The organism is Chryseobacterium sp. 2TAF14 (genome assembly GCF_052115105.1).
Classification (GTDB): Bacteria; Bacteroidota; Bacteroidia; order Flavobacteriales; family Weeksellaceae; genus Chryseobacterium.
Window position 1 is genome coordinate 1 of sequence record NZ_JBFRGA010000145.1, and the last position, 18,163, is coordinate 18,163.

17 protein-coding genes and 2 pseudogenes are annotated in these 18,163 nt (G+C 34.3%); 7 read left to right on the plus strand and 12 right to left on the minus strand.

What is annotated here, in order from left to right; genetic code table 11:
* Both AB4Y90_RS13390 and AB4Y90_RS13395 read left to right on the plus strand, forming a co-directional pair.
* Positions 1 to 639, plus strand: a pseudogene (locus tag AB4Y90_RS13390) (hypothetical protein); the annotation flags it as partial.
* A 258-nt stretch (positions 640 to 897) separates the two neighbouring features.
* Complete coding sequence (locus AB4Y90_RS13395; RefSeq protein ID WP_441558063.1) at positions 898 to 2,058, plus strand: hypothetical protein; 1,161 nt, start codon at positions 898 to 900, stop codon at positions 2,056 to 2,058.
* A gap of 236 nt (positions 2,059 to 2,294) precedes the next feature.
* Here AB4Y90_RS13395 and AB4Y90_RS13400 read toward each other — a convergent pair whose 3' ends face one another.
* The gene (locus tag AB4Y90_RS13400) at positions 2,295 to 2,681 is read right to left on the minus strand and encodes a helix-turn-helix domain-containing protein (RefSeq protein WP_441558064.1); all 387 of its coding nucleotides are present in this window, start codon (positions 2,679 to 2,681) and stop codon (positions 2,295 to 2,297) included.
* Between the two features lie 225 nt (positions 2,682 to 2,906).
* Here AB4Y90_RS13400 and AB4Y90_RS13405 point away from each other — a divergent pair, with 225 nt between their 5' ends.
* The 3 genes from AB4Y90_RS13405 to AB4Y90_RS13415 are packed head-to-tail and all read left to right on the plus strand — an operon-like array spanning position 2,907 to position 4,636.
* Positions 2,907 to 3,314, plus strand: a complete 408-nt coding sequence (locus AB4Y90_RS13405; RefSeq protein ID WP_441558065.1) for a hypothetical protein — start codon at positions 2,907 to 2,909, stop codon at positions 3,312 to 3,314.
* 1 nt (position 3,315) lies between these two features.
* Positions 3,316 to 4,143, plus strand: a complete 828-nt coding sequence (locus tag AB4Y90_RS13410; RefSeq protein WP_441558066.1) for a GLPGLI family protein — start codon at positions 3,316 to 3,318, stop codon at positions 4,141 to 4,143.
* A 10-nt stretch (positions 4,144 to 4,153) separates the two neighbouring features.
* Positions 4,154 to 4,636, plus strand: coding sequence for a hypothetical protein (locus AB4Y90_RS13415; protein WP_441558067.1), 483 nt, complete (start codon positions 4,154 to 4,156; stop codon positions 4,634 to 4,636).
* 70 nt (positions 4,637 to 4,706) lie between these two features.
* Here AB4Y90_RS13415 and hemL read toward each other — a convergent pair whose 3' ends face one another.
* The 4 genes from hemL to AB4Y90_RS13435 form a co-directional block, all read right to left on the minus strand.
* A complete protein-coding gene (gene hemL, locus AB4Y90_RS13420; RefSeq protein ID WP_441558068.1) occupies positions 4,707 to 5,990 on the minus strand; it encodes a glutamate-1-semialdehyde 2,1-aminomutase in 1,284 nt (427 codons plus the stop codon).
* A 90-nt stretch (positions 5,991 to 6,080) separates the two neighbouring features.
* Entirely contained in the window at positions 6,081 to 7,136 is a 1,056-nt protein-coding gene (locus tag AB4Y90_RS13425) for a glucosaminidase domain-containing protein (protein ID WP_441558069.1), read from the minus strand.
* A gap of 96 nt (positions 7,137 to 7,232) precedes the next feature.
* Entirely contained in the window at positions 7,233 to 7,700 is a 468-nt protein-coding gene (locus tag AB4Y90_RS13430; RefSeq protein WP_441558070.1) for a hypothetical protein, read from the minus strand.
* 199 nt (positions 7,701 to 7,899) lie between these two features.
* Positions 7,900 to 8,226: a hypothetical protein gene (locus AB4Y90_RS13435; protein ID WP_441558071.1), complete on the minus strand. Its 327-nt coding sequence runs from the start codon at positions 8,224 to 8,226 to the stop codon at positions 7,900 to 7,902.
* Positions 8,227 to 8,257: 31 nt separating this feature from the next.
* Between AB4Y90_RS13435 and AB4Y90_RS13440 the strand changes: the two genes are divergently transcribed.
* Together AB4Y90_RS13440 and AB4Y90_RS13445 are read left to right on the plus strand one after the other, a co-directional pair.
* Positions 8,258 to 8,440 carry a DUF5522 domain-containing protein gene (locus AB4Y90_RS13440; RefSeq protein WP_047480711.1) on the plus strand — a complete coding sequence of 61 codons (183 nt, stop codon included), beginning with the start codon at positions 8,258 to 8,260 and terminating at the stop codon, positions 8,438 to 8,440.
* A 1-nt stretch (position 8,441) separates the two neighbouring features.
* Positions 8,442 to 8,969: a DUF4136 domain-containing protein gene (locus AB4Y90_RS13445; protein ID WP_441558072.1), complete on the plus strand. Its 528-nt coding sequence runs from the start codon at positions 8,442 to 8,444 to the stop codon at positions 8,967 to 8,969.
* Positions 8,970 to 9,056: 87 nt separating this feature from the next.
* On the opposite strand, the gene AB4Y90_RS13450 is transcribed toward AB4Y90_RS13445, so the two are convergent.
* The 7 genes and pseudogenes from AB4Y90_RS13450 to AB4Y90_RS13480 form a co-directional block, all read right to left on the minus strand.
* Positions 9,057 to 9,869, minus strand: a complete 813-nt coding sequence (locus AB4Y90_RS13450; protein WP_441558073.1) for a T9SS type A sorting domain-containing protein — start codon at positions 9,867 to 9,869, stop codon at positions 9,057 to 9,059.
* Between the two features lie 224 nt (positions 9,870 to 10,093).
* A complete protein-coding gene (locus tag AB4Y90_RS13455; protein WP_441558074.1) occupies positions 10,094 to 11,047 on the minus strand; it encodes a hypothetical protein in 954 nt (317 codons plus the stop codon).
* Positions 11,048 to 11,085: 38 nt separating this feature from the next.
* Complete coding sequence (locus tag AB4Y90_RS13460; protein ID WP_441558075.1) at positions 11,086 to 11,793, minus strand: hypothetical protein; 708 nt, start codon at positions 11,791 to 11,793, stop codon at positions 11,086 to 11,088.
* Entirely contained in the window at positions 11,793 to 14,537 is a 2,745-nt protein-coding gene (locus AB4Y90_RS13465) for a hypothetical protein (protein ID WP_441558076.1), read from the minus strand. Before AB4Y90_RS13465 ends, AB4Y90_RS13460 begins: the two co-directional genes overlap by 1 nt.
* Positions 14,538 to 14,704: 167 nt before the next feature.
* The gene (locus tag AB4Y90_RS13470; RefSeq protein ID WP_441558077.1) at positions 14,705 to 15,328 is read right to left on the minus strand and encodes a DUF4280 domain-containing protein; all 624 of its coding nucleotides are present in this window, start codon (positions 15,326 to 15,328) and stop codon (positions 14,705 to 14,707) included.
* A gap of 73 nt (positions 15,329 to 15,401) precedes the next feature.
* On the minus strand, positions 15,402 to 17,801 hold the full coding sequence (gene tssR, locus AB4Y90_RS13475; RefSeq protein ID WP_441558078.1) for a type VI secretion system protein TssR domain-containing protein: 2,400 nt from the start codon (positions 17,799 to 17,801) through the stop codon (positions 15,402 to 15,404).
* Positions 17,802 to 17,848: 47 nt separating this feature from the next.
* Positions 17,849 to 18,163, minus strand: a pseudogene (locus tag AB4Y90_RS13480) (PKD domain-containing protein); the annotation flags it as partial.

The following is an 18,163-nucleotide window of genomic DNA, read 5'->3' on the forward strand; positions in this document are numbered from 1 at the left end:
GTAGTATCTTACATCTACGTAGCTGACGGAGCTGATGACGGTATCGAATTCTTTGGTGGAAACGTAAATGCAGATCACTTATTGGTTTTAGGTGTTGGTGATGACAGTATTGACTGGACAGAAGGTTGGCAAGGAACTGCAGAATATATCTATGCTGCAAGAAAAAAACAATATCAGGTTGCTGCAGAACCAGGAAACAGAGGTATTGAAGCAGATACTCAGGATACTGACGAAAATACAACTTTCGGAAACGGAGTATCAAATCCAACAATCAACAACGCTACTTTCATTGGTAACAGCGCAGGTTCTGAGTCTCAAGGTATGAAAATCAGAGCTGGATCTAACGGTAAATTCGATAACATCGTTATTGCTAATTTCTCTACAGGTTTAGATTTTGAAACGCCAAGAACTTACAACTGGTTTACAAGTGCTTCTTATATTAAAAATGTAAGATTTGTAGGTGTTGCAACACCTTGGAAATCTAAAGCAGTTGCTCCTGCAACTACAGGTCCGGATTTATCTGGTGTATTTACAACAAGTACAACTGCAAACGGAGCTGGAAACGTTACAGCTTTGCCAGACTGGGCAAAAGGTTGGACTGGTTTAACGTCATTCGACACTACAGATGCAATGAACTAAACAAACAAGTAATTAGTTTCTTCATATCAAATTGAAAACCACGCCCGGAATTATGTTCCGGGCGTGGTGTTTTTATTTCACATTTAAAGTTGCTGTTAAAACTTTGCGTTAAAAAAAGTTATCAAATATAATTCAAGTCAAAAAAATCAATTCATCATCGTTTGAATTGGGATAATAGACAGAAAAATGGTAATTTGGTATTCTCATTCAAAATAGATTGATAAAAATATCGTTGAAAGAGTATTAACCTGAGAAAATATGAAGAAAAATCATTTAAAAATAATCATTGCGGCTTTTATTATCGGTTCATCGTTTATCATTCACTCTTGCGATAAAGATGAAGATATAACTTCTGCTATTGAAGTTGTAGGAATCGCTCAGGATCCCAATAATTTCAAAGGTGATGTTACCAACGGACAGATTGTAACATTAGATCCGATGAAATTATACAAACTCAACGGAATTGTTACGGTAAAAAACGGCGGCACTCTTTCTATTCCTGCCGGAACAAAAATCACAGCTACAGCAGGAGCTTCATCTTACATTCTCGTAGAGCAGGGCGGAAAAATCTATGTCAACGGCACACCGGGTTCACCCGTTTTATTTACCTCAGAAACAACCGAAGCCGGAAACTGGGGCGGCATTGTCATCTGCGGTAAAGCTCCTATCAATACAGGAAATACCGGCTCATCAGAAATAGGAAATTTAACTTACGGAGGAACTGAAACAACCGATAACTCAGGTTCTTTAAATTATGTAAGAATTGAATATGCAGGAGCCGAATTTGACGGTAAAAAATTCAACGGGCTTTCGCTTTTCGGGGTTGGTAACGAAACGAGAGTAGAAAGTGTAGCGCTTTTAAACAATGCAGACGATGGTATTGAAATTTACGGTGGAACGGTCAATGTTTCAAATATTGTTTCAATCGGAAATGCCAATCATGCATTCAGTTATAAAGACGGATGGATTGGTAACGCCACCAATATTTTTACCAAAAGAAAAGCAGACGGCACGGGAAATACAGGGATTATTGGAATTAATAATGCCGGAAACGACAATGCTTCACCAAGATCTAACCCGACCATTAAAAACGTTACATTTATTGGCGGAACTTCAGGCGAATCAAACGGAATAAAACTAAAACAGGGAACATTTGCCACTTTAGATAATGTGGTGCTTTCTGATTGGTCTATAGGAATCGATATTGAAAGCGACTCTACAGTCACCCGTTTTAACGGCAAAAAAAGAATAACCAATGTTTTGTTTAAAGATACAACCACAGAAGTTTCTTTAAAATCTTCTGCAGGAGCAACGGTGGCTATAATAGATACTACTTATACCAAAAAACCTGATGCAACCGGAGCCGGAAACGGAATTTTAACGCCATCCTGGGCAGTTGGCTGGTCCGGATTACAATAATTAAACTTAAAATCAAAATCCTTAGAATATTTTCTGGGGATTTTTTTGTTTCATGATTTACACTTGGGAAGGCATTATCTCGTATTGTTGTATTCTTTTTATTATTATTTCTCCCACAGATTGCACAGATTTTCTCAGATGATTGTGCTTATTCGTGTAAAAAATTTGTGAAATTCGTGTTTAATAAAACAAAAAAGATGAAGCTCAAAACCTCATCCTTTTTTTAATTGTTATATTTATTTTCTTATAGTCTCAAGTTCTTTCTTTAATTTTAAATTTTCTTCCTTAAGAATTTCATTCTGTTCTTTCAATAAATTTATATAGTCATTCAAATGCTCAGAAAATGAATAGTATTTATTGTAATTCCCCGAATTATCATTAAACGTTGAATTTTCATTTCTGATTAAGTTATGTGAATTTTCTTTCAACTCATCTATAGGAACTTCTAAAGCATCAGCAATTTTTTTCCATTCATCATCAAATATCTTCGTTTCTCCACGTTCTTTTCGGGAGTAGTTTGATGTATCTGTTGATAATATCTTTGCCATTTTTTCTTGTGACATGCCTTTTTGTTTTCTAATACTTCTTAATTTTTCATATACCATTTGAAGTGCTTTGTACAAATGTCCGAAATTTTGCGCAAATTATGCAAAATAATTGCAAAAAATAAACAAATGATTTTATCTTACGGCTGTAAAATATTTCTGATATTTGAAATATCAACGTTGATGAAAATTAATGTTATCTGGAGTACGTAATTCAGCATAAGCATTAAAAAAGTATTTCATTAAATTTTTTAATCACAAATTTCAATTATCATRAAAAAGCAATTTTTTTTATTTCTAGCTATGCTAGTTTTCAGTTTCCATTATTGTAATGATAACATTTCAATTTACAAAAATGACTTAAAAGAACTTAAAGTCAATACGGTTATTATTCAAAAAAAATATAACAACAAAATCTATGATTTAAAAGTTTCTGTAGGCGAAAGTTTCTTAGGTAAAATTTCTTCTTTATCTATCGAGGTTTTAGGTAATGATAGAAGTTTAGAAAAAGTAATATCTATTAACAAAGAAAAAATAAAAGCAAATTTGTTAAAAATTATTTCAGCAAAAGGAGGTCCACAAAAACCTGTACTTAGCCTTGGAGGCTGTTTTTCTAACTGTACCGCAAAATGGGATTGTTATAATAAACCTACAGAAGCAGGAACTGCATTATGTACTTTAGATTGCGCTTTAGAATGTAGTGGTGCATAAGATGAAAAATACTATCATTTTTTTTATATTTTTTTTATGTGCATCATGTACTTTATATTCACAATCATTTGTTGTGCAATACAAATATTCTAAGCACATTATGAAAGACAGCACGAAAATCATTTCACAGAACACATTCTTAAATGTTGATGAAGGTCATTCTACATTTTTCAGTGAAGCACCATATTTAGCTGACTCAATTATGGCTTCAGACGAGAAACTCGGTAAGAAAATTAATTTTAAAGCTTTACCTGCAGATTTACTGAATTGCTATATTCAAAAAAATATTCCGGCAAAAGAAGTAATTTATTACTCCGATGAATTTTCTGAGAATGAATTTAAATATAGCGAAAAGCCTGATTTTAAATGGAAAATAAGTACAGAAAGTAAGGAAATATTAGGATATAAAGTATATTTAGCTAATACAACTTATGCAGGAAGAGACTATGTAGCATATTTCACTCCACAAATTCCTGTTCAGGACGGACCATATAAATTCTTTGGATTGCCCGGTTTAATACTCGAAATATTTGATAAAAAATACGACCATCATTTTTTGGCAACAGGTATCTCAAAACAAAAAAGAATATCTATTGACGATCGTATTGCAAAAGGCAAATATGTTGAAACATCCAGATCAAAATTCATCGAAATGAGAAAAAGTCACGCTGAAGCTCCTATGAGAAGGATTATTGAAATGATGCATGCTCATCAGATTTATGAAAAGAAAGATGCGAATGGCAATACTGTCGATATGAGAAAACTTCTTGATGAAACACAAAAAAAAATGATCGAAGAATACAAGAAAGAAAATAAAATTGAACTTTAAAACAAACATTATGAAAAATAATTTTTTAATAACATTCACTCTTTTATTATTTGCCTTTGTTACAATTAAAGCAAACAATAATTATTCAACAAGAAACGACAAAGAATATTTCAGTTCTTTTAGAAAAAATGAAGAACCAAAAAATAAAAAATTTAATATTCTTACTAAGAAATCTGAAGCTGTTGGTGATTCTTTTTATGTAATTTATAAAGAGAATTCATTGGGGCAGGGTTTTTATTTTAAAATGGTATTGGATAAAAATGAAAACCTTATAGCAACCTATTACGCAAACGAAAGTGATAAAAAAATTTCAGATTCTACAGTTAAAAATCTTAAAGAAATTTTTTCAGGACCAGAAAAAGCTGAATTTAGCGTTGGAGATACTACTACTCAATGCGTAACAAAATGCCATCGAACAAAAGGATGTTACGATAAACCAACTACAACAGGTGTTTTACTCTGTTCAGCAGAATGTGGAATTGAGTGCGCATAAAATAAAAACAATAAAAAGAAATCCTCTTTCAAAATATGAGAGAGGATTTAATTTTTATAAAATCTGATATTTAAGAATACTGAAACTTTCTTACCGCTTCCAGAGTCATATCAATTTCCCTGTCTTTGATAGCATCACTGATGAAATATGTTTCATAACCACTTGGCGGAAGATAAATTCCGTTGGTTAACATCTGGTGAAAGAAATTATTAAACAATGCATAATTAGCATTTTGTGCCTCATCAAAATTAGATACCGCATTAATATGGAAGAAAACCGACATCATCGAACCTTTTCTGTTGATTCTGTGTTCAATACCTTTTTCGCTTAAAATTTTCCCGATTTCAAAATCTAAAGTTTCTGTGGTTTTTGCCAATCTGTTGAAAAATTCGGGATCGTTTTTAATGATCTGCAAAGTTTTTAAACCGGCTCTCATTGCCAAAGGATTTCCGCTTAAAGTTCCGGCCTGGTAAACACCGCCTTTCGGAGCAAGATGATCCATGATTTCGTTTCTTCCGGCAAAAGCACCAACCGGAAGCCCGCCTCCGATTACTTTTCCGTATGTTACCAAATCTGCTTTTACATTAAACAATTCCTGAGCTCCGCCAAAAGCCAATCTGAAACCGGTCATTACCTCATCAAAAATCAGTAAAGCTCCGTTTTCGTCACAGATTCTTCTTAAATTTTGCAGAAAATCATTTTCAGGAAGTACACAACCCATATTTCCTGCAACCGGCTCGATAATTACGGCTGCAATTTCGCCATGATTATGTCTGAACAAATCCTGAACCTGCTCGAAATCGTTATATCTTGCCAATAAAGTATCTTTTGCTGTCCCTTGAGTTACTCCAGGAGAATTTGGATTACCAAAAGTTGCAGCACCGCTTCCCGCTTTAATTAAAAATGAATCTGAATGACCGTGATAGCAACCTTCAAATTTTATGAATTTATCTCTTCCCGTAAAACCTCTTGCCAATCTGATGGCGCTCATACAAGCTTCCGTTCCTGAAGAAACCATTCTGATCTGGTCGATATTCGGAACATTTTCTGTGATGAATTTTGCGATTTCAGTTTCCAATTCGGTTGGTGCACCGAAAGAGAAACCTTTCTCTGCCTGAATTTTTAATTCTTCTAAAACTTCAGGATGGGTGTGACCCAAAATTGCAGGTCCCCAAGAATTGATGTAATCTACATAGGTATTATCATCGGCATCGGTAAGATAGGCGCCTTTTGCCGACTTCATAAAAACGGGAACTCCGCCCACCGATTTAAAGGCACGAACCGGAGAATTTACTCCGCCGGGAATGTATTTGTAAGCTTCATCAAATAAAGCCGAACTTCTTTGGTATTTCATTTTGTTAGTTGACAGTTGTTGGTTGATCGTTGATAGAATTTTGTCAGTTTTAAAAACCAACAACTATCAACCAAAACCCAACAACCAATTTTAGTTTCTGGGTTTTTTATCAATCAAATAAATCAGCTGTCCGGAAGCAGGTTTCTGGCCTTCATCCATTCTGTTTTTTGCGTACAATTTATTGAGTTTAATTCCGAATTTTTGGGCGACATCATGCATATCTTCCCCGTATTCCACTTTATAAGTAGGTGTATTTCCGTCAGAGTTTTTAGATTCTAAGAAAACAATTTCATTTTTTGCCAGTACATTTCCTTCAAGCTCATTCCATTTAATAAGTTTGCTTTCGCTGATTTTGAATTTTTTAGCAATAAACTGCACATCCGTATCTTCAGGAATTACAATATACTTTAAACCTCCGTTTGGATGGCTTTTAATTAAAATTGAGTTTAAAATTTCTGCTTTTGTTTTTACTTTTGCCTTTTTTTCAGGAGCTAAAGCATAGACTTTAGGCTGAGCTTGAGTTTTCGGAACCGGAGCAATGGTTTTCTTTTTTTCTTTAGCAGGTTCCAATTGTGCCATAAACTGTCTGTCTTCCTGCAATCCCGGATATTTTTTTAATACTGCGTAGAGAACTTCCTTAGAATTTACCTCATCAAATTCATACAATTTATATTTCTCAATTTTCCCGATCAGAATTGATGCGTAACGAGGGTTTGTTGCATAACCTGCTTTTTTCAAACCATGTGCCCAAGCTTTATAATCTTTCATGTCAAGATCAAAAAGTTTGGTGTAGTATTTTCTCGTTGCCAAAAATATTGAATGATCTTCGTAAGATTGTTTCGGGTCATCATATACACGAAAACATTCATTCGGAGCATCATCGGTGTGCTTCATCGTTTTTCCGGTCCAGTCTTCTTTGCATTTTATACCGAAATGATTTTTCCCTTCCAAGGCTAATCGGCTTTGTCCGCCACCTGTTTCCAAAAGTCCTTGTGCAAGTGTAATTGAAGCCGGAATTTTGTATTTTTCCATTTCTTCAACGGCATATTGGGCAAATTTCTGGATGTACTGATCTTCCGTTGCCCAGGTCTGAGCTGAGAATTTTGATAAAACTAAAAGGCTAATTAGTAAGAAAAGTCTTTTCATCTTATATTTTTTTGTTTTAAAAGAAAAATGTAGCACCCAAATAATCAGATTCTGACATCAGATTTTGTATTAAGTGTTTCATTTTTTCAATTTATTTTATAGAATTAAATTTCTGTTTTGTTTTTCTAAAAGCAAATTGGCGCCTTCTATTCCAGGAAATTCTTGCTTTAAAAATTCGGTCAGTTTATCTTTGTGACGGTATTCTTCACGGGTAACGAATTTTAAATTCATCCCGTTTCTTTTAGCAAAAACCAATGTTGGATTATGAGTCCATTTTTTTTCTAATTCTTCACCACGAATGATTCCTAAAGTTTTAACATTGGCAAGTTTACCTGTCGCGGAAACGGCAGAAATATGATTTGAAAACGCTCCGCCAAATGTGATGATTAAAGGATTTTTCGGAAGAGTTTCTAAATAATTGTTGATATTGAAAAAAAGTTTCCAGTATTTATTTCCTGAGACTTGAGGATGTATCAAATCTTCTCTTTTGATGAAGAGTCTTATGTTTTTCTGAACGGGAATTTCCTGGATAGGAATTGGCTCTGAAGGAGTTTTTAAAAGCATTTAACAATAATCAGTTGTACAAAAATAAGGTTTTTGATTTTGAGTTATAATTGAGCAGCACTGGAAGTTTTATTTTTTAACCACCCCGTCTTAATTTTCTCTGAAAATTAATCCACCCCTCCAAAGGAGGGGAATTTTGAGACGTTCATTTAATCTCGCTCTTGATCCTTGATCCTTGATCCTTGATCCTTGATTTTAATTATAAATATTTTCTGAATGCCCAGAATTTTCTTTTTTTAAGATAATTTAAATCGTGTTCCATTGCGTAAGCTTCCCTTTCAAAAGAGATTGCGTGATATGCTAAATGCGCATTTTTTAACCTAAAAAAATGATAATAATATTCAGCAATATACATGATGTAAAAGAAGATAATTAATAATTCTAATTGCTGTCTGATATGAATTTTTTCATGATTAATCAAGACTCTATTCTTCTTATCTTCAGGATTTTTAATGAAAATAAAAGGAAAGAGTGTAATGCCGTTTATTTTTGTATTTTTGAGGAGCCTTTGGCATACAATTATCATAATAACAAATATAAAAGTTTTGATTTAACTTATGGCTCTTTTTGAAATCAAAGAGGGTGAAGACTTTTACTATAACGAACAGGGTTACAAAGTTTTTACCGAAAAATTCCATCTTAAACGTGGACATTGCTGTAAAAGCGGCTGCAGACACTGTCCGTACGGATATGATAAAAAGACAGACACATTTATAAAAACCAATAAAAAAAATAAATAAAATGAAGAAATATATTTTTATTTTGCTTGCGGCAAGTTTAGGTTTGTCATCTTGCAGTCCATTTAAGGTACGTTCAGATTATGCCCAAACTGCTAATTTTACATCTTACAAAACGTATAAAATCAGAATCGACGATCTGAAACTGAATGATATTGATAAAGACAGGATTTTGAACGAGCTGTCTAAACAACTACAAATGAAAGGTCTTCAAGCCGGTGAAAACCCTGATTTGATTGTAAACGTAAAAGCTAATCACAAAAAAATTACAGACATCAATAACACCAATCCTTACGGAATGTGGGGATGGGGAGGCGGTTTCGGTTGGGGAATCGGAATGAACAGAACGTGGACCACCAATTATAACGAAGGTGCTCTTATCATTGATCTTGTGGATGCAAGAAGCCAGAAATTAGTTTGGCAGGGAATCGGAAGCGGAATTTCTGTAGACCGACCAAAAGCCAAGCAAAAGCAAATTCCTCAGATTTTAGCAGAAATAATGGCAAATTATCCTCCGGGAATGAAGAAATAAAATTTTAATTTAAATTATATGAAAAGTCAACACAAAATCTGTGTTGACTTTTTTTGATTACACGTTAAAATAAGTTGTTAAAAATAATTATTCTTTGATGGTTTTGATGGTTTGCGATTTGCCGTCTTTAAAATCGATTGTCATAAAATAAATCCCTGCTTTCAATTCGCTCAGGTTTATTTTTGAAGATGGTTTTTCTATTATTTTTATTAATCTTCCGGAAACATCGGTGATCTTTAATTGCTGAACTTCTTTTGTCTCAGAAAGAGTAATGAAATCAGTAAACGGATTCGGATATATTTTAAAATCATTCAATTTTAAATCATTGGTTGACAAAGCTGTCTTCGGCTCCCAGACTGCATCATCCCAATAATGCCCAACCCAGGTTGTTCCCGGATTCCTGATTGCCAATCTTGCATTGGCAGGAACGGTTGTAGGAACTTCAAAAATTCTTTCAGAAGTGTTATCATAGGTTCCGTTTGCAATTGTAATCGGTTGCAAAACTACAAACGATGCTGGATTTGCAGCGTCGGTCATATATCCAAATTCTAAGAATCCCGGAGTTGATCCCGGACTTACTCTCGCCTTGAATTTGAAATGATGCGTTCCTGCATTGATATTGGTCAGTGTGGGCATAATAACGATTGAAACTTTATTATAGCCAATCTGATAAACATTACGCGGACTTGACGCCGGAGATGTATTTGAAATGATCTGGTTTCCACCGTCATTGGTATAGTAACTGTTCCAGCAAGGAGGCACTACTCCGAAGTCGCAGCAAAATAGGGCATCGAAATTTTCCGAAAATTCTGATACAGGTGCACACTGTGCTTTTAAAGAACCCGAACTAAAAATAGAAGCTGCAATGAGACCAGCAAAAAGAATATTGTTTTTAATCATTCTAAATAAATTTAAAGCAAAAATAGAAATTATTTTAATTGTAGTTTTATAAATAATTATGATTTATATCAATTAAAAATTCATTCATATTAAATTTAAATTTATTTTAGTTTAACAAAATGTTAAAAATATTTTCAGATTCATTGTTTTAAAATAAAACATTGAAATATTATAAATTTTAGTGTAATAAAAAGTTCACCAGAATTTTTAGACAGGCAGATTTTTTAAATCATTTCAACCGAAAATTCTGTAAATGTCTGTGAAAATTGTTTGTAGGAATAGGTCAGATTCAAAGATTTTATCATTCCGTTGTTTTTAGAAACCGTAATATTTCCAATGAAGTTATCATGCTCTTCTCCTTTGGTTTTTGATTTTTGCTCTAATGTAATTTCTTCTGTATGACCATTTAATTTTACCTTTTGTACGATGTTTAAAACCAACTGGTCTAAATACAGCTCAAAAAAAGATTTCCCGTTTTCAAAACGATTTCTGAAAGATGAAAAATACGTTTTCAGAAACCAGTCTTCCTTCATTTTTTGATCAAAAACATCAGCATTCACGACCGCATATTCAAATTCCTGAAGATAAATTCCGGCATATTTATCCGGAAAAAAATCTAATAACCTTGCCTTAATTTCATTGAAATTATTCAAAGTTTGTTTTGTTATTCCGCAACGTAAGATTTCACCTTTGGTATTCACAAAAACTTCGATCGGGTATAATGATTTCATGCTTTCAATGGCAAGAATTTCCATTTTTGTTTCATTCTTATTAGAAAACTGATCTTTGGTAAAATGAAAAAGATGCTCATCAAACTCACTTTTTACCCATTTTAAAGTTGCGGTGTAAGAAAATTTATTTTCAGCAGTTTTACTTTCTACCTGAGATGATTCTTTAACATTTACTTTAAAATTTTCATTAAAACCAAACGGATTAAAGCCAATCCGAGGGTTTAATTCCAGGCTTTTGAAGGGTGCATCATTTTTATCGTTGTATGCTTTTATCTTCAAAAAATCGGGCAGCACCAATTTTTTTCCGGGAATGAGATGATCTGCTATAAAATCTTCTTTCTGACAATGCTGATTGTGAAATTCCTTAAGGTAAACAGGATTTTCGAGTGCAATTTTCTCAGCAATATTTTCGAGCGTGTCTCCGGGAAGTATAAAATGGATCATCATGGGTTTTCATTCTTTCTTGAAATTATTTTTAGTTTGAATTATTTATTAAAACAATTCGCTTTATTTTCATAATTAACCAAACTTTTCCATATATCGTCTTTTGGGCTTTCCAAATTGATGTTGGTATTAAAATTACATTGCTGATTGCTTTTATTCTGCCAAGATTTCTGATAGTGGCTAACTTTATTTAAAATAAATTTGTTTTCATTACACGTTATATTGTAAAGATATTCATTAGTACCATCCGGAAAATCTGTTTTTATAGAAAACCCTCTTCCGTTTTTCTTGATCGTAGAAAATTGATGTCCTCCATCCTGAGAAAAATTTGTGGTTTCTAATACTAACCTGAATTCGTTATTTACATTAAAAAAAACAAGCAAACTATCTCCGATATTAGGTTTATTGCTAAAAATCTTATCTTCTTTTCCGTCGCCGTTCACATCGAATGTAAAGGAATTTAGGGTACTGCTTTTATCTAATTTATCAATGATGTTATTTGATGAAACTTTGTCTACAAAAGTATTTTTTTGAGAAATTTGCTGGTAAAAATCAACCAATGAGATTATTTTAGGTTTTTCACCTTTTTTATAATCAATAATATACCAGCTTAGTTTTTCATTCTTTTTTTTAAGTGTATATTTTTCGTTTTTAAAATTAATGCAATCCGAATTTATTTTTTGCAATTTATTTTTTAGCAATCCATCAATCATTAACAGTAAAATAATTTTTAAAATATTTAATTTCATTATTGGGAAATTTCTATGTGATATGCTCCATTTTCATTTAAAACTGTCTGTACTTCTGTTCTGCCTCTGATTTCCGTTAAAAAATCATTAGGATTTGTAAGTCTTGAGATCGACACGTCAAATACATTGGTAACATTTGGATCTGCACAGTGTCTTGATACACTCGACGGACCTAATTCATTTATTCTTGCTTCCATAAGACCAATAACCTGATCTCTCGGCAGCGTCTGATTTTGTTCAAAAACATCAATTACCGCTTGACCGGGAGCTCTATAGGTTCTTCTTTGCTCTTGCAAATCTCTGCTTGCATTATCGTACATTATCCTGGCCTGATCGTTTGGAGTTCTGGCGGTACTTGTAATATAAATATCGGTATTTTCTGTGGCTGCTCCCACTTCTCGTAAAATTCCTCTTGTATATTCAGAAACTGCATCTGCATGAGCCGACTGTCCGCTAAAATGAATATTGACATTACTGTTTTCTCCATTTGACGTACCGGCATTTTCACAATCTTCGGGATAATGAAAAATTTCTTTTATTTTTCTTAAATATTCCCTTCTTTCCATTCTGCCATTATCACCTCCATTTACAAGCCAGCTAATTGTATCAATATAATCAGCATCCGCCAAAAGACTCAGATCAATTGTTCCATATCTTCTTGAAACTCCGTTGAGTTCGTAAGTAAATTCTTGTTTAGCGTATTGCTTTCCTGTAGAACCATCAAATTCACTAAATTTTGTACGTGGTACCGTCCAAGAAGTTCCGGGACTCAGCTCTTTGCCCTGTTTCCAGAACCATCCTGCAGAATCTACAGCGAGTTCCAGTTCTTCAGCTACTTTTTCATAATCTGTTACAACATCGGTTCCTAAGTATGCTTTATATCTTGCATAACCCGAATCATGGGTCAACTGCATAATTCCTCTTCCGACATACGGGCTGTATCTTTTTGTTCCGCCATATTCTTTGGTAGTTTGCAGCCTGTCAGTTTCATGATAAATCTGAGCTAAAAAATGTATTTTCCTAATACAGGTATTGATATTATACTTATCTAAAGTTGTATTTAATTGATCGACAAAACCTGCTACGGTTTTATCATCCAGATTGCAATTATCAGCAAAAAATAATTCTGTAGTATTTGCCATTCTTTCGCTTTCCCGAAGCTTTTTTAGAATATCCTCAAATTCGGTTTGTTCGATATTTCTGTTGCAGAAACAGTTTCCACCAACTACAAAATATGCCCCATCCGCTTTTAAGAAATTTTTATCATGCTGTTTTTCACCTTGAGCTTTAACGTTCAGATACAACAGCTCTTTTTCTTTTTTATATAAAGGGAACTTTATAGTTTCGCCTCTTGTGTAGGTTTTAATTTGTAAAACAGCTTCTATATCTTCTGCATAAGCAACTTTACCATCTTCAATTTTCGGATTGCCTAATTTTCCTTCCTTTGCATTTTTAGCGATTGTTTCAGATAAACTCTTCTTATTTTCTGCGGTGATAGCAGTTCCGTTTACATTACTGAAAGTATAAGTGTATTCACCGTCTTGTTTTCCTTTTTTAAGTTTTTCGCGCCACTCTTTCAGGTCATCATCAGATTTTGGTCTCAGATGAACAGGAATTTTCACTAGTCCGTTTTCTATTTTACTGGTGAACTCACTCTTTTCAGTTCCCGGAACTTCTCCTGTAGTAGGATTTGCCTGATCCATCTGTTCTTCCGTAATTTCCAGAATTGGTAAAACAGCATCTGCAGAACCTTTTATTAATCCGTCTTTTTCTTTAATGATAATTGTAGCCTGCTTGTCATTTAAACCTGAACCTGCCGTTTTTGCAACCAAATATAATTTTGTATCTAAAGGTGCTGAAATTATTTTTTTGAATTCGGCTCCTAGTTTAAAGGTCTGGATCGTAATGATTTCATCTTTATTGTAAACCCCTTTGGTAAGAACCTGTTTAATAGCTTCCAGCGTAGTGTATTCTTTTTTGTTTGCCAATGCTTTTACAGCTGGTTTTCCTAAAATAATTTTTGCAATGTTTTCTTTTTCCGCATCGGTAGACGTTTTATTTCCGTTGCTTCCAAATTTGTATTCCAAAGTTCCGGCAGCTTCGCCTGTTTGTTTCGTGTATTCTTTTTTAGCAAAATAGGCATCTATCAATTCTTCTACTGATGAATCTTCTACAATACTTACCGTTTTTCCTTCATTAGCTTGCGGAGTTGGTGGCTGTTCCGCCTCAATTGTTCCCTTGGCTTCCTGATAATCGTGCAACTTTTCGTTTGGATCTGCATTCTGACCTGCAACTCCCCTTTCTTCCATCTCTGATACGGGTTTTTCTGCTGCAGGAGAATTTTCAGCTCTGGGTTGTGCATTATTTGAGGGAGGCTCAGATGTTGGCTGAGAAGGAGAATTACTTGCAGGTTGTTGCGGTCTGGTTTGCGGAGTTACTGCAGAAACATGTAAAGGATTGTCTACATTTAAATTATCTGTAGCGTGTTTATTGTGCGAAAAATATTCTACTGTCACATAAAACTCGAGGTGTTTAGGATCTGTTTCTCCCTGCATTGCTTTTTGCATCAAAGCTCGGGTAAGCATAAACTCGGCTGTAGCAACACCTGTACTGTCTACAGTTGCTTCTTTTGTTTCAATTAAAAGATTTTTAGCATTGTGCCCTTCTCCGGTTTCATCGTCTTCCCATAGAGTAAACTTTAATTTTTTTCCGTTTAAATTTACACATTGTGCACGAGCTCTCATTTTTTCCCTAAAGCTGAAAACGCTTCCCGGAGTATCATCTACATACTGAAGCTCTACTTTTTCGATTTTCGGAACAGCTGCAGGTTGAGGATTAATTTCAATGGTTGACGGACCACTTCCTTCTGGTTCAAAAAGATATGCTTCTAAACGGTAAGTATGCTTTTGCGCTACTTCTCCGAAAGTAAAATTTCCGACACCCGTTTTTTTGATGTTGGTAGAAGTAAACCTTCCATTGGATCTTTTTTTAAATAATTCCCAGGTAACATTTGCCGGGTTCCTCTGATTTTGCGGAGTGGCAGGATACCATTCCGTAACGGTATACGAAGAGGATTTGCATGCCTGATTACTTTTGCATCAGCATTTTTCACATTATTTTTACTCATTTCACCACGCTGCCCGTGATCTTTGATCGTAATTTTCCCACCTGTCGTACATTGAAGTTTCGAAACTTCTGTCACACATTTTTTACCCATAACCAAAACTTTTTCGTAAGTTTTTTGCCATTTTCCGGCAGGAGCATATGCACACGGAAGATAGCCTCCCGAACTTGGTTTTAATTTACATTTTCCAAAACTCGGACCTGACGGATCAAACTGAAGATCGTCTTCTGTAACGGCTAAATAATCTGCATTTCCTGCGGAATCATTCCAGAAATGTTTGTTGTGAGCACTTACGATATGCTTAGGAAACTGATCTCCCTGGTCACACTTGCAGGTTCCTTTCTGAACTACGAAGTGTTTACCATCATGAGATGATGATTGAGTAGACATCATGTGATATTTGGTACTCAAAGATAACAAAAACTATTTTAAAATAAAAAAACGGAAAATGAATTCTCCGTTTTTTTTATTATGTGATAACTAATTAATGTTGAGTATATTCCGGCTCGTCTACAGGAAGCATTGTTGGCATAAAATACTCGTTAAGCCAATAGAATTCCTGTCCGTTTTGTTTAATTTTCACTGCAGGATTATTTCTGTAAGTAAGCATTCTGTCGGCAAGATCTTTATAATATTTAAAATACGTTCTTGCTTCTTCGTTGGTAATAATATCAGATTTTTTCCAGCCTGCAAGCATGTATTTTGACATTTTTTCTTCATCCGAATTATCAAAACCTGTACTCATGCCCACTGCGTAAGACATGGGTTGCTTATACAATTCTTTTTTATCTAAAGATTTCAAGGTAGGATTATATTTTTCTAATAATTTCACATATTCTCTTATCGCTCTTCCCTGTTTAAAATCTGTTCTGGCTGCACCTGTATTCTCGTAAACTTCTTTATAGAAAGCTTTCAGCTGATCATATTCACTTTCAGAAACCAAAATACCTTTTTCCATATTCTGTTTATAATCCATCAATTCTTTAGGAATATATCCTTTTGCTAAAAACGGATTTCCGTAATTGATAAGCTGTGCCGCAATCCCTGAAGGAACAGGATTGGTCAATCCCGGATACAGATATTTATATTTAAAATCAACTTCAGTTTTACCGGCTCCTACCGAAGAATGGAAATAATCGTGTAAAGAATTATCTATCGAAGTATTATCTAAAGTAACCTGAGCAATCAGGCTGTCTAAAGATTTTTTAAGATGACCCGGAGCTGTGATGTCTCCTTTTTTAGGAAAAATAACAAATCCCTGAGCCATGCTTTGTTTCGGGAAATCTAAAGAGAAATATCCTGCATCTCCTTCTACAAGACTAAAATTATTTTTAGTTAAAACATCATTCTGGCTGATTATTTTTTGCTTTTTAAGTTCAGCAACATTTTTTGCCGTATTGGTAACAATGTTTTCAGCCATCAACACAAAATCATTATAAGTATCTGAAGATCTTGCGCTTGTCTGGAACATTATCAATCTTGCCTGAGCTTGGGTAAGAGAGTTGATTACTCCATACATATTTCCGCTTCTGTTGGCGGAAGTACCGATCGTTACCACAATATTGGTTTCATCGGGAAGTTCTGAAAGTAGATTTCCGGCTGCGATCAAACCTTCATTCAAAGGCTGATTTCCTACATTACTCGGGCAATTCATTTCGTTCATTTTTTCATTCATGAACGCCGTGATCTTATTGTAATCTTTATTTAAAGTTGATGAAGCTACATTGTCACCACAAGAATTATTTTTATATAAAACCACTCCGTATTTTACAGAATTAAAGTAAGACGGTTTTTCAAACCTTAGCTGCAAATCCTGCAAAAGCGATTTCACAATCGGTGCATAAGGCGCATTGGGAGCACTTATATCTAAAACAAAAACGATATTTGCTCTTTTATTTCGTTCTGTGATCTCTCTGTATCTGTCGAAATAGATCGGTTCACCCAAAACGTTATAAATGAAATTTTTACTATAGTCTAAAACATTGGTAAAATATTTAGTCTTCAGATCAGGTTTTGCTTCTTCATTTAAAGCTAATGTTACAGGGAAAATGTTTTCAAGTGGCGGTCTTTTATTAACATCGGTCAGCAAAACAGCAGTGCGGTTTTCTGTATCAGACGCTCCCGGAGAACCTTCGTGAATTCCTAAAGTACTTTCTTTAATGCCTGTTGTGTTTTTCATTTTCACAGCAGAACGTTCGCCCCAAGATGAAATGACATTAGAACTCACCCAACCGTACAAACCTGTACTGATGCTATCCATATCTATTCTGGGCTTCTTTCCTACTAAAAAACGCTTGTTGTTTTCTGCCTGTTTGTAAACATAAACCATTTGCCCGTTCGGAATTTTCACATTGGCTTCTTCAATAAGGCTTGGCGAATTGAAAACCATGATCGAATCGTTTTTATAATACCTTTCTGCACTTTTGATAACGTCCGGATTGTTTGGTACAACGGCTACTCTTACAGGATAACCTGTTTTTTCGCTTTTCAAAGAATTGCTCCAAAGCAAAAGATCAGATTCCGGAATCCAGCCGTATGTTTTTATTGATTTTGACGAAACTTTTTTCATTAAAGCATCAGGAATATATTCTGCTACTTTCACCATTCCGTCTCTGTGTTTTAAAACCATTAAAGGTTCTAAAAACTTTACTTCTTTGTAAGATTTTTCATCGTTTTTATCCAGATAAGCCGTATTTCTTGACCGGTCTGAAATAACGATCCACGGAGCTGATTTTTTTGGAAAACCATTGATTACAGAAGCATTATCTACCTGCCCGTATTGCTGTGGTTCAGGAGTTTTTTTTGATGGCAATTTTACCTGACAGCTCGTCAGTAAAACTGAAAACCCTATATAATATGCCGCTAGAGGAAATTTATTTTTCATCTTAATTTTCTTTATAATTGGTGTGATGCCCGATGAAAGGCAATTTTTTATTTGCTTTGGTTGATGTCGACTTTGGTTACACACGTCATTCCATCATCAAAATTTAACTTTACAGATTGTATTACTGTATTTTTATCAAACTGAAGACCTGCACAATACAGATAAAAATTATTGACTTTGCTGTCGGTAACTTTTACAATTGTATTTTCGTTGTTGCACAGATAAGTTTTCAAAAGATAATTGTAATGCATATTGAAGCTGTTTCCATTGGCAATCTGCTGCAGATGATATTTAAAATCATTATCTTTTTTTGCGTACAATTCGTCTAAAGTAGGCTCTTCATCCTCCATAGAATTATAGGC

Coding starts and splice junctions, on each gene's coding strand:
- AB4Y90_RS13395 (WP_441558063.1), top strand. CDS start 898: ATGAAGAAAAATCATTTAAAAATAATCATTGCGGCTTTTATTATCGGT.
- AB4Y90_RS13405 (WP_441558065.1), top strand. CDS start 2,907: ATGCTAGTTTTCAGTTTCCATTATTGTAATGATAACATTTCAATTTAC.
- AB4Y90_RS13410 (WP_441558066.1), top strand. CDS start 3,316: ATGAAAAATACTATCATTTTTTTTATATTTTTTTTATGTGCATCATGT.
- AB4Y90_RS13415 (WP_441558067.1), top strand. CDS start 4,154: ATGAAAAATAATTTTTTAATAACATTCACTCTTTTATTATTTGCCTTT.
- hemL (WP_441558068.1), bottom strand. CDS start 5,990: ATGAAATACCAAAGAAGTTCGGCTTTATTTGATGAAGCTTACAAATAC.
- AB4Y90_RS13425 (WP_441558069.1), bottom strand. CDS start 7,136: ATGAAAAGACTTTTCTTACTAATTAGCCTTTTAGTTTTATCAAAATTC.
- AB4Y90_RS13430 (WP_441558070.1), bottom strand. CDS start 7,700: ATGCTTTTAAAAACTCCTTCAGAGCCAATTCCTATCCAGGAAATTCCC.
- AB4Y90_RS13435 (WP_441558071.1), bottom strand. CDS start 8,226: ATGATAATTGTATGCCAAAGGCTCCTCAAAAATACAAAAATAAACGGC.
- AB4Y90_RS13440 (WP_047480711.1), top strand. CDS start 8,258: ATGGCTCTTTTTGAAATCAAAGAGGGTGAAGACTTTTACTATAACGAA.
- AB4Y90_RS13445 (WP_441558072.1), top strand. CDS start 8,442: ATGAAGAAATATATTTTTATTTTGCTTGCGGCAAGTTTAGGTTTGTCA.
- AB4Y90_RS13450 (WP_441558073.1), bottom strand. CDS start 9,869: ATGATTAAAAACAATATTCTTTTTGCTGGTCTCATTGCAGCTTCTATT.
- AB4Y90_RS13455 (WP_441558074.1), bottom strand. CDS start 11,047: ATGATGATCCATTTTATACTTCCCGGAGACACGCTCGAAAATATTGCT.
- AB4Y90_RS13460 (WP_441558075.1), bottom strand. CDS start 11,793: ATGAAATTAAATATTTTAAAAATTATTTTACTGTTAATGATTGATGGA.
- AB4Y90_RS13465 (WP_441558076.1), bottom strand. CDS start 14,537: ATGAGAGCTCGTGCACAATGTGTAAATTTAAACGGAAAAAAATTAAAG.
- tssR (WP_441558078.1), bottom strand. CDS start 17,801: ATGAAAAATAAATTTCCTCTAGCGGCATATTATATAGGGTTTTCAGTT.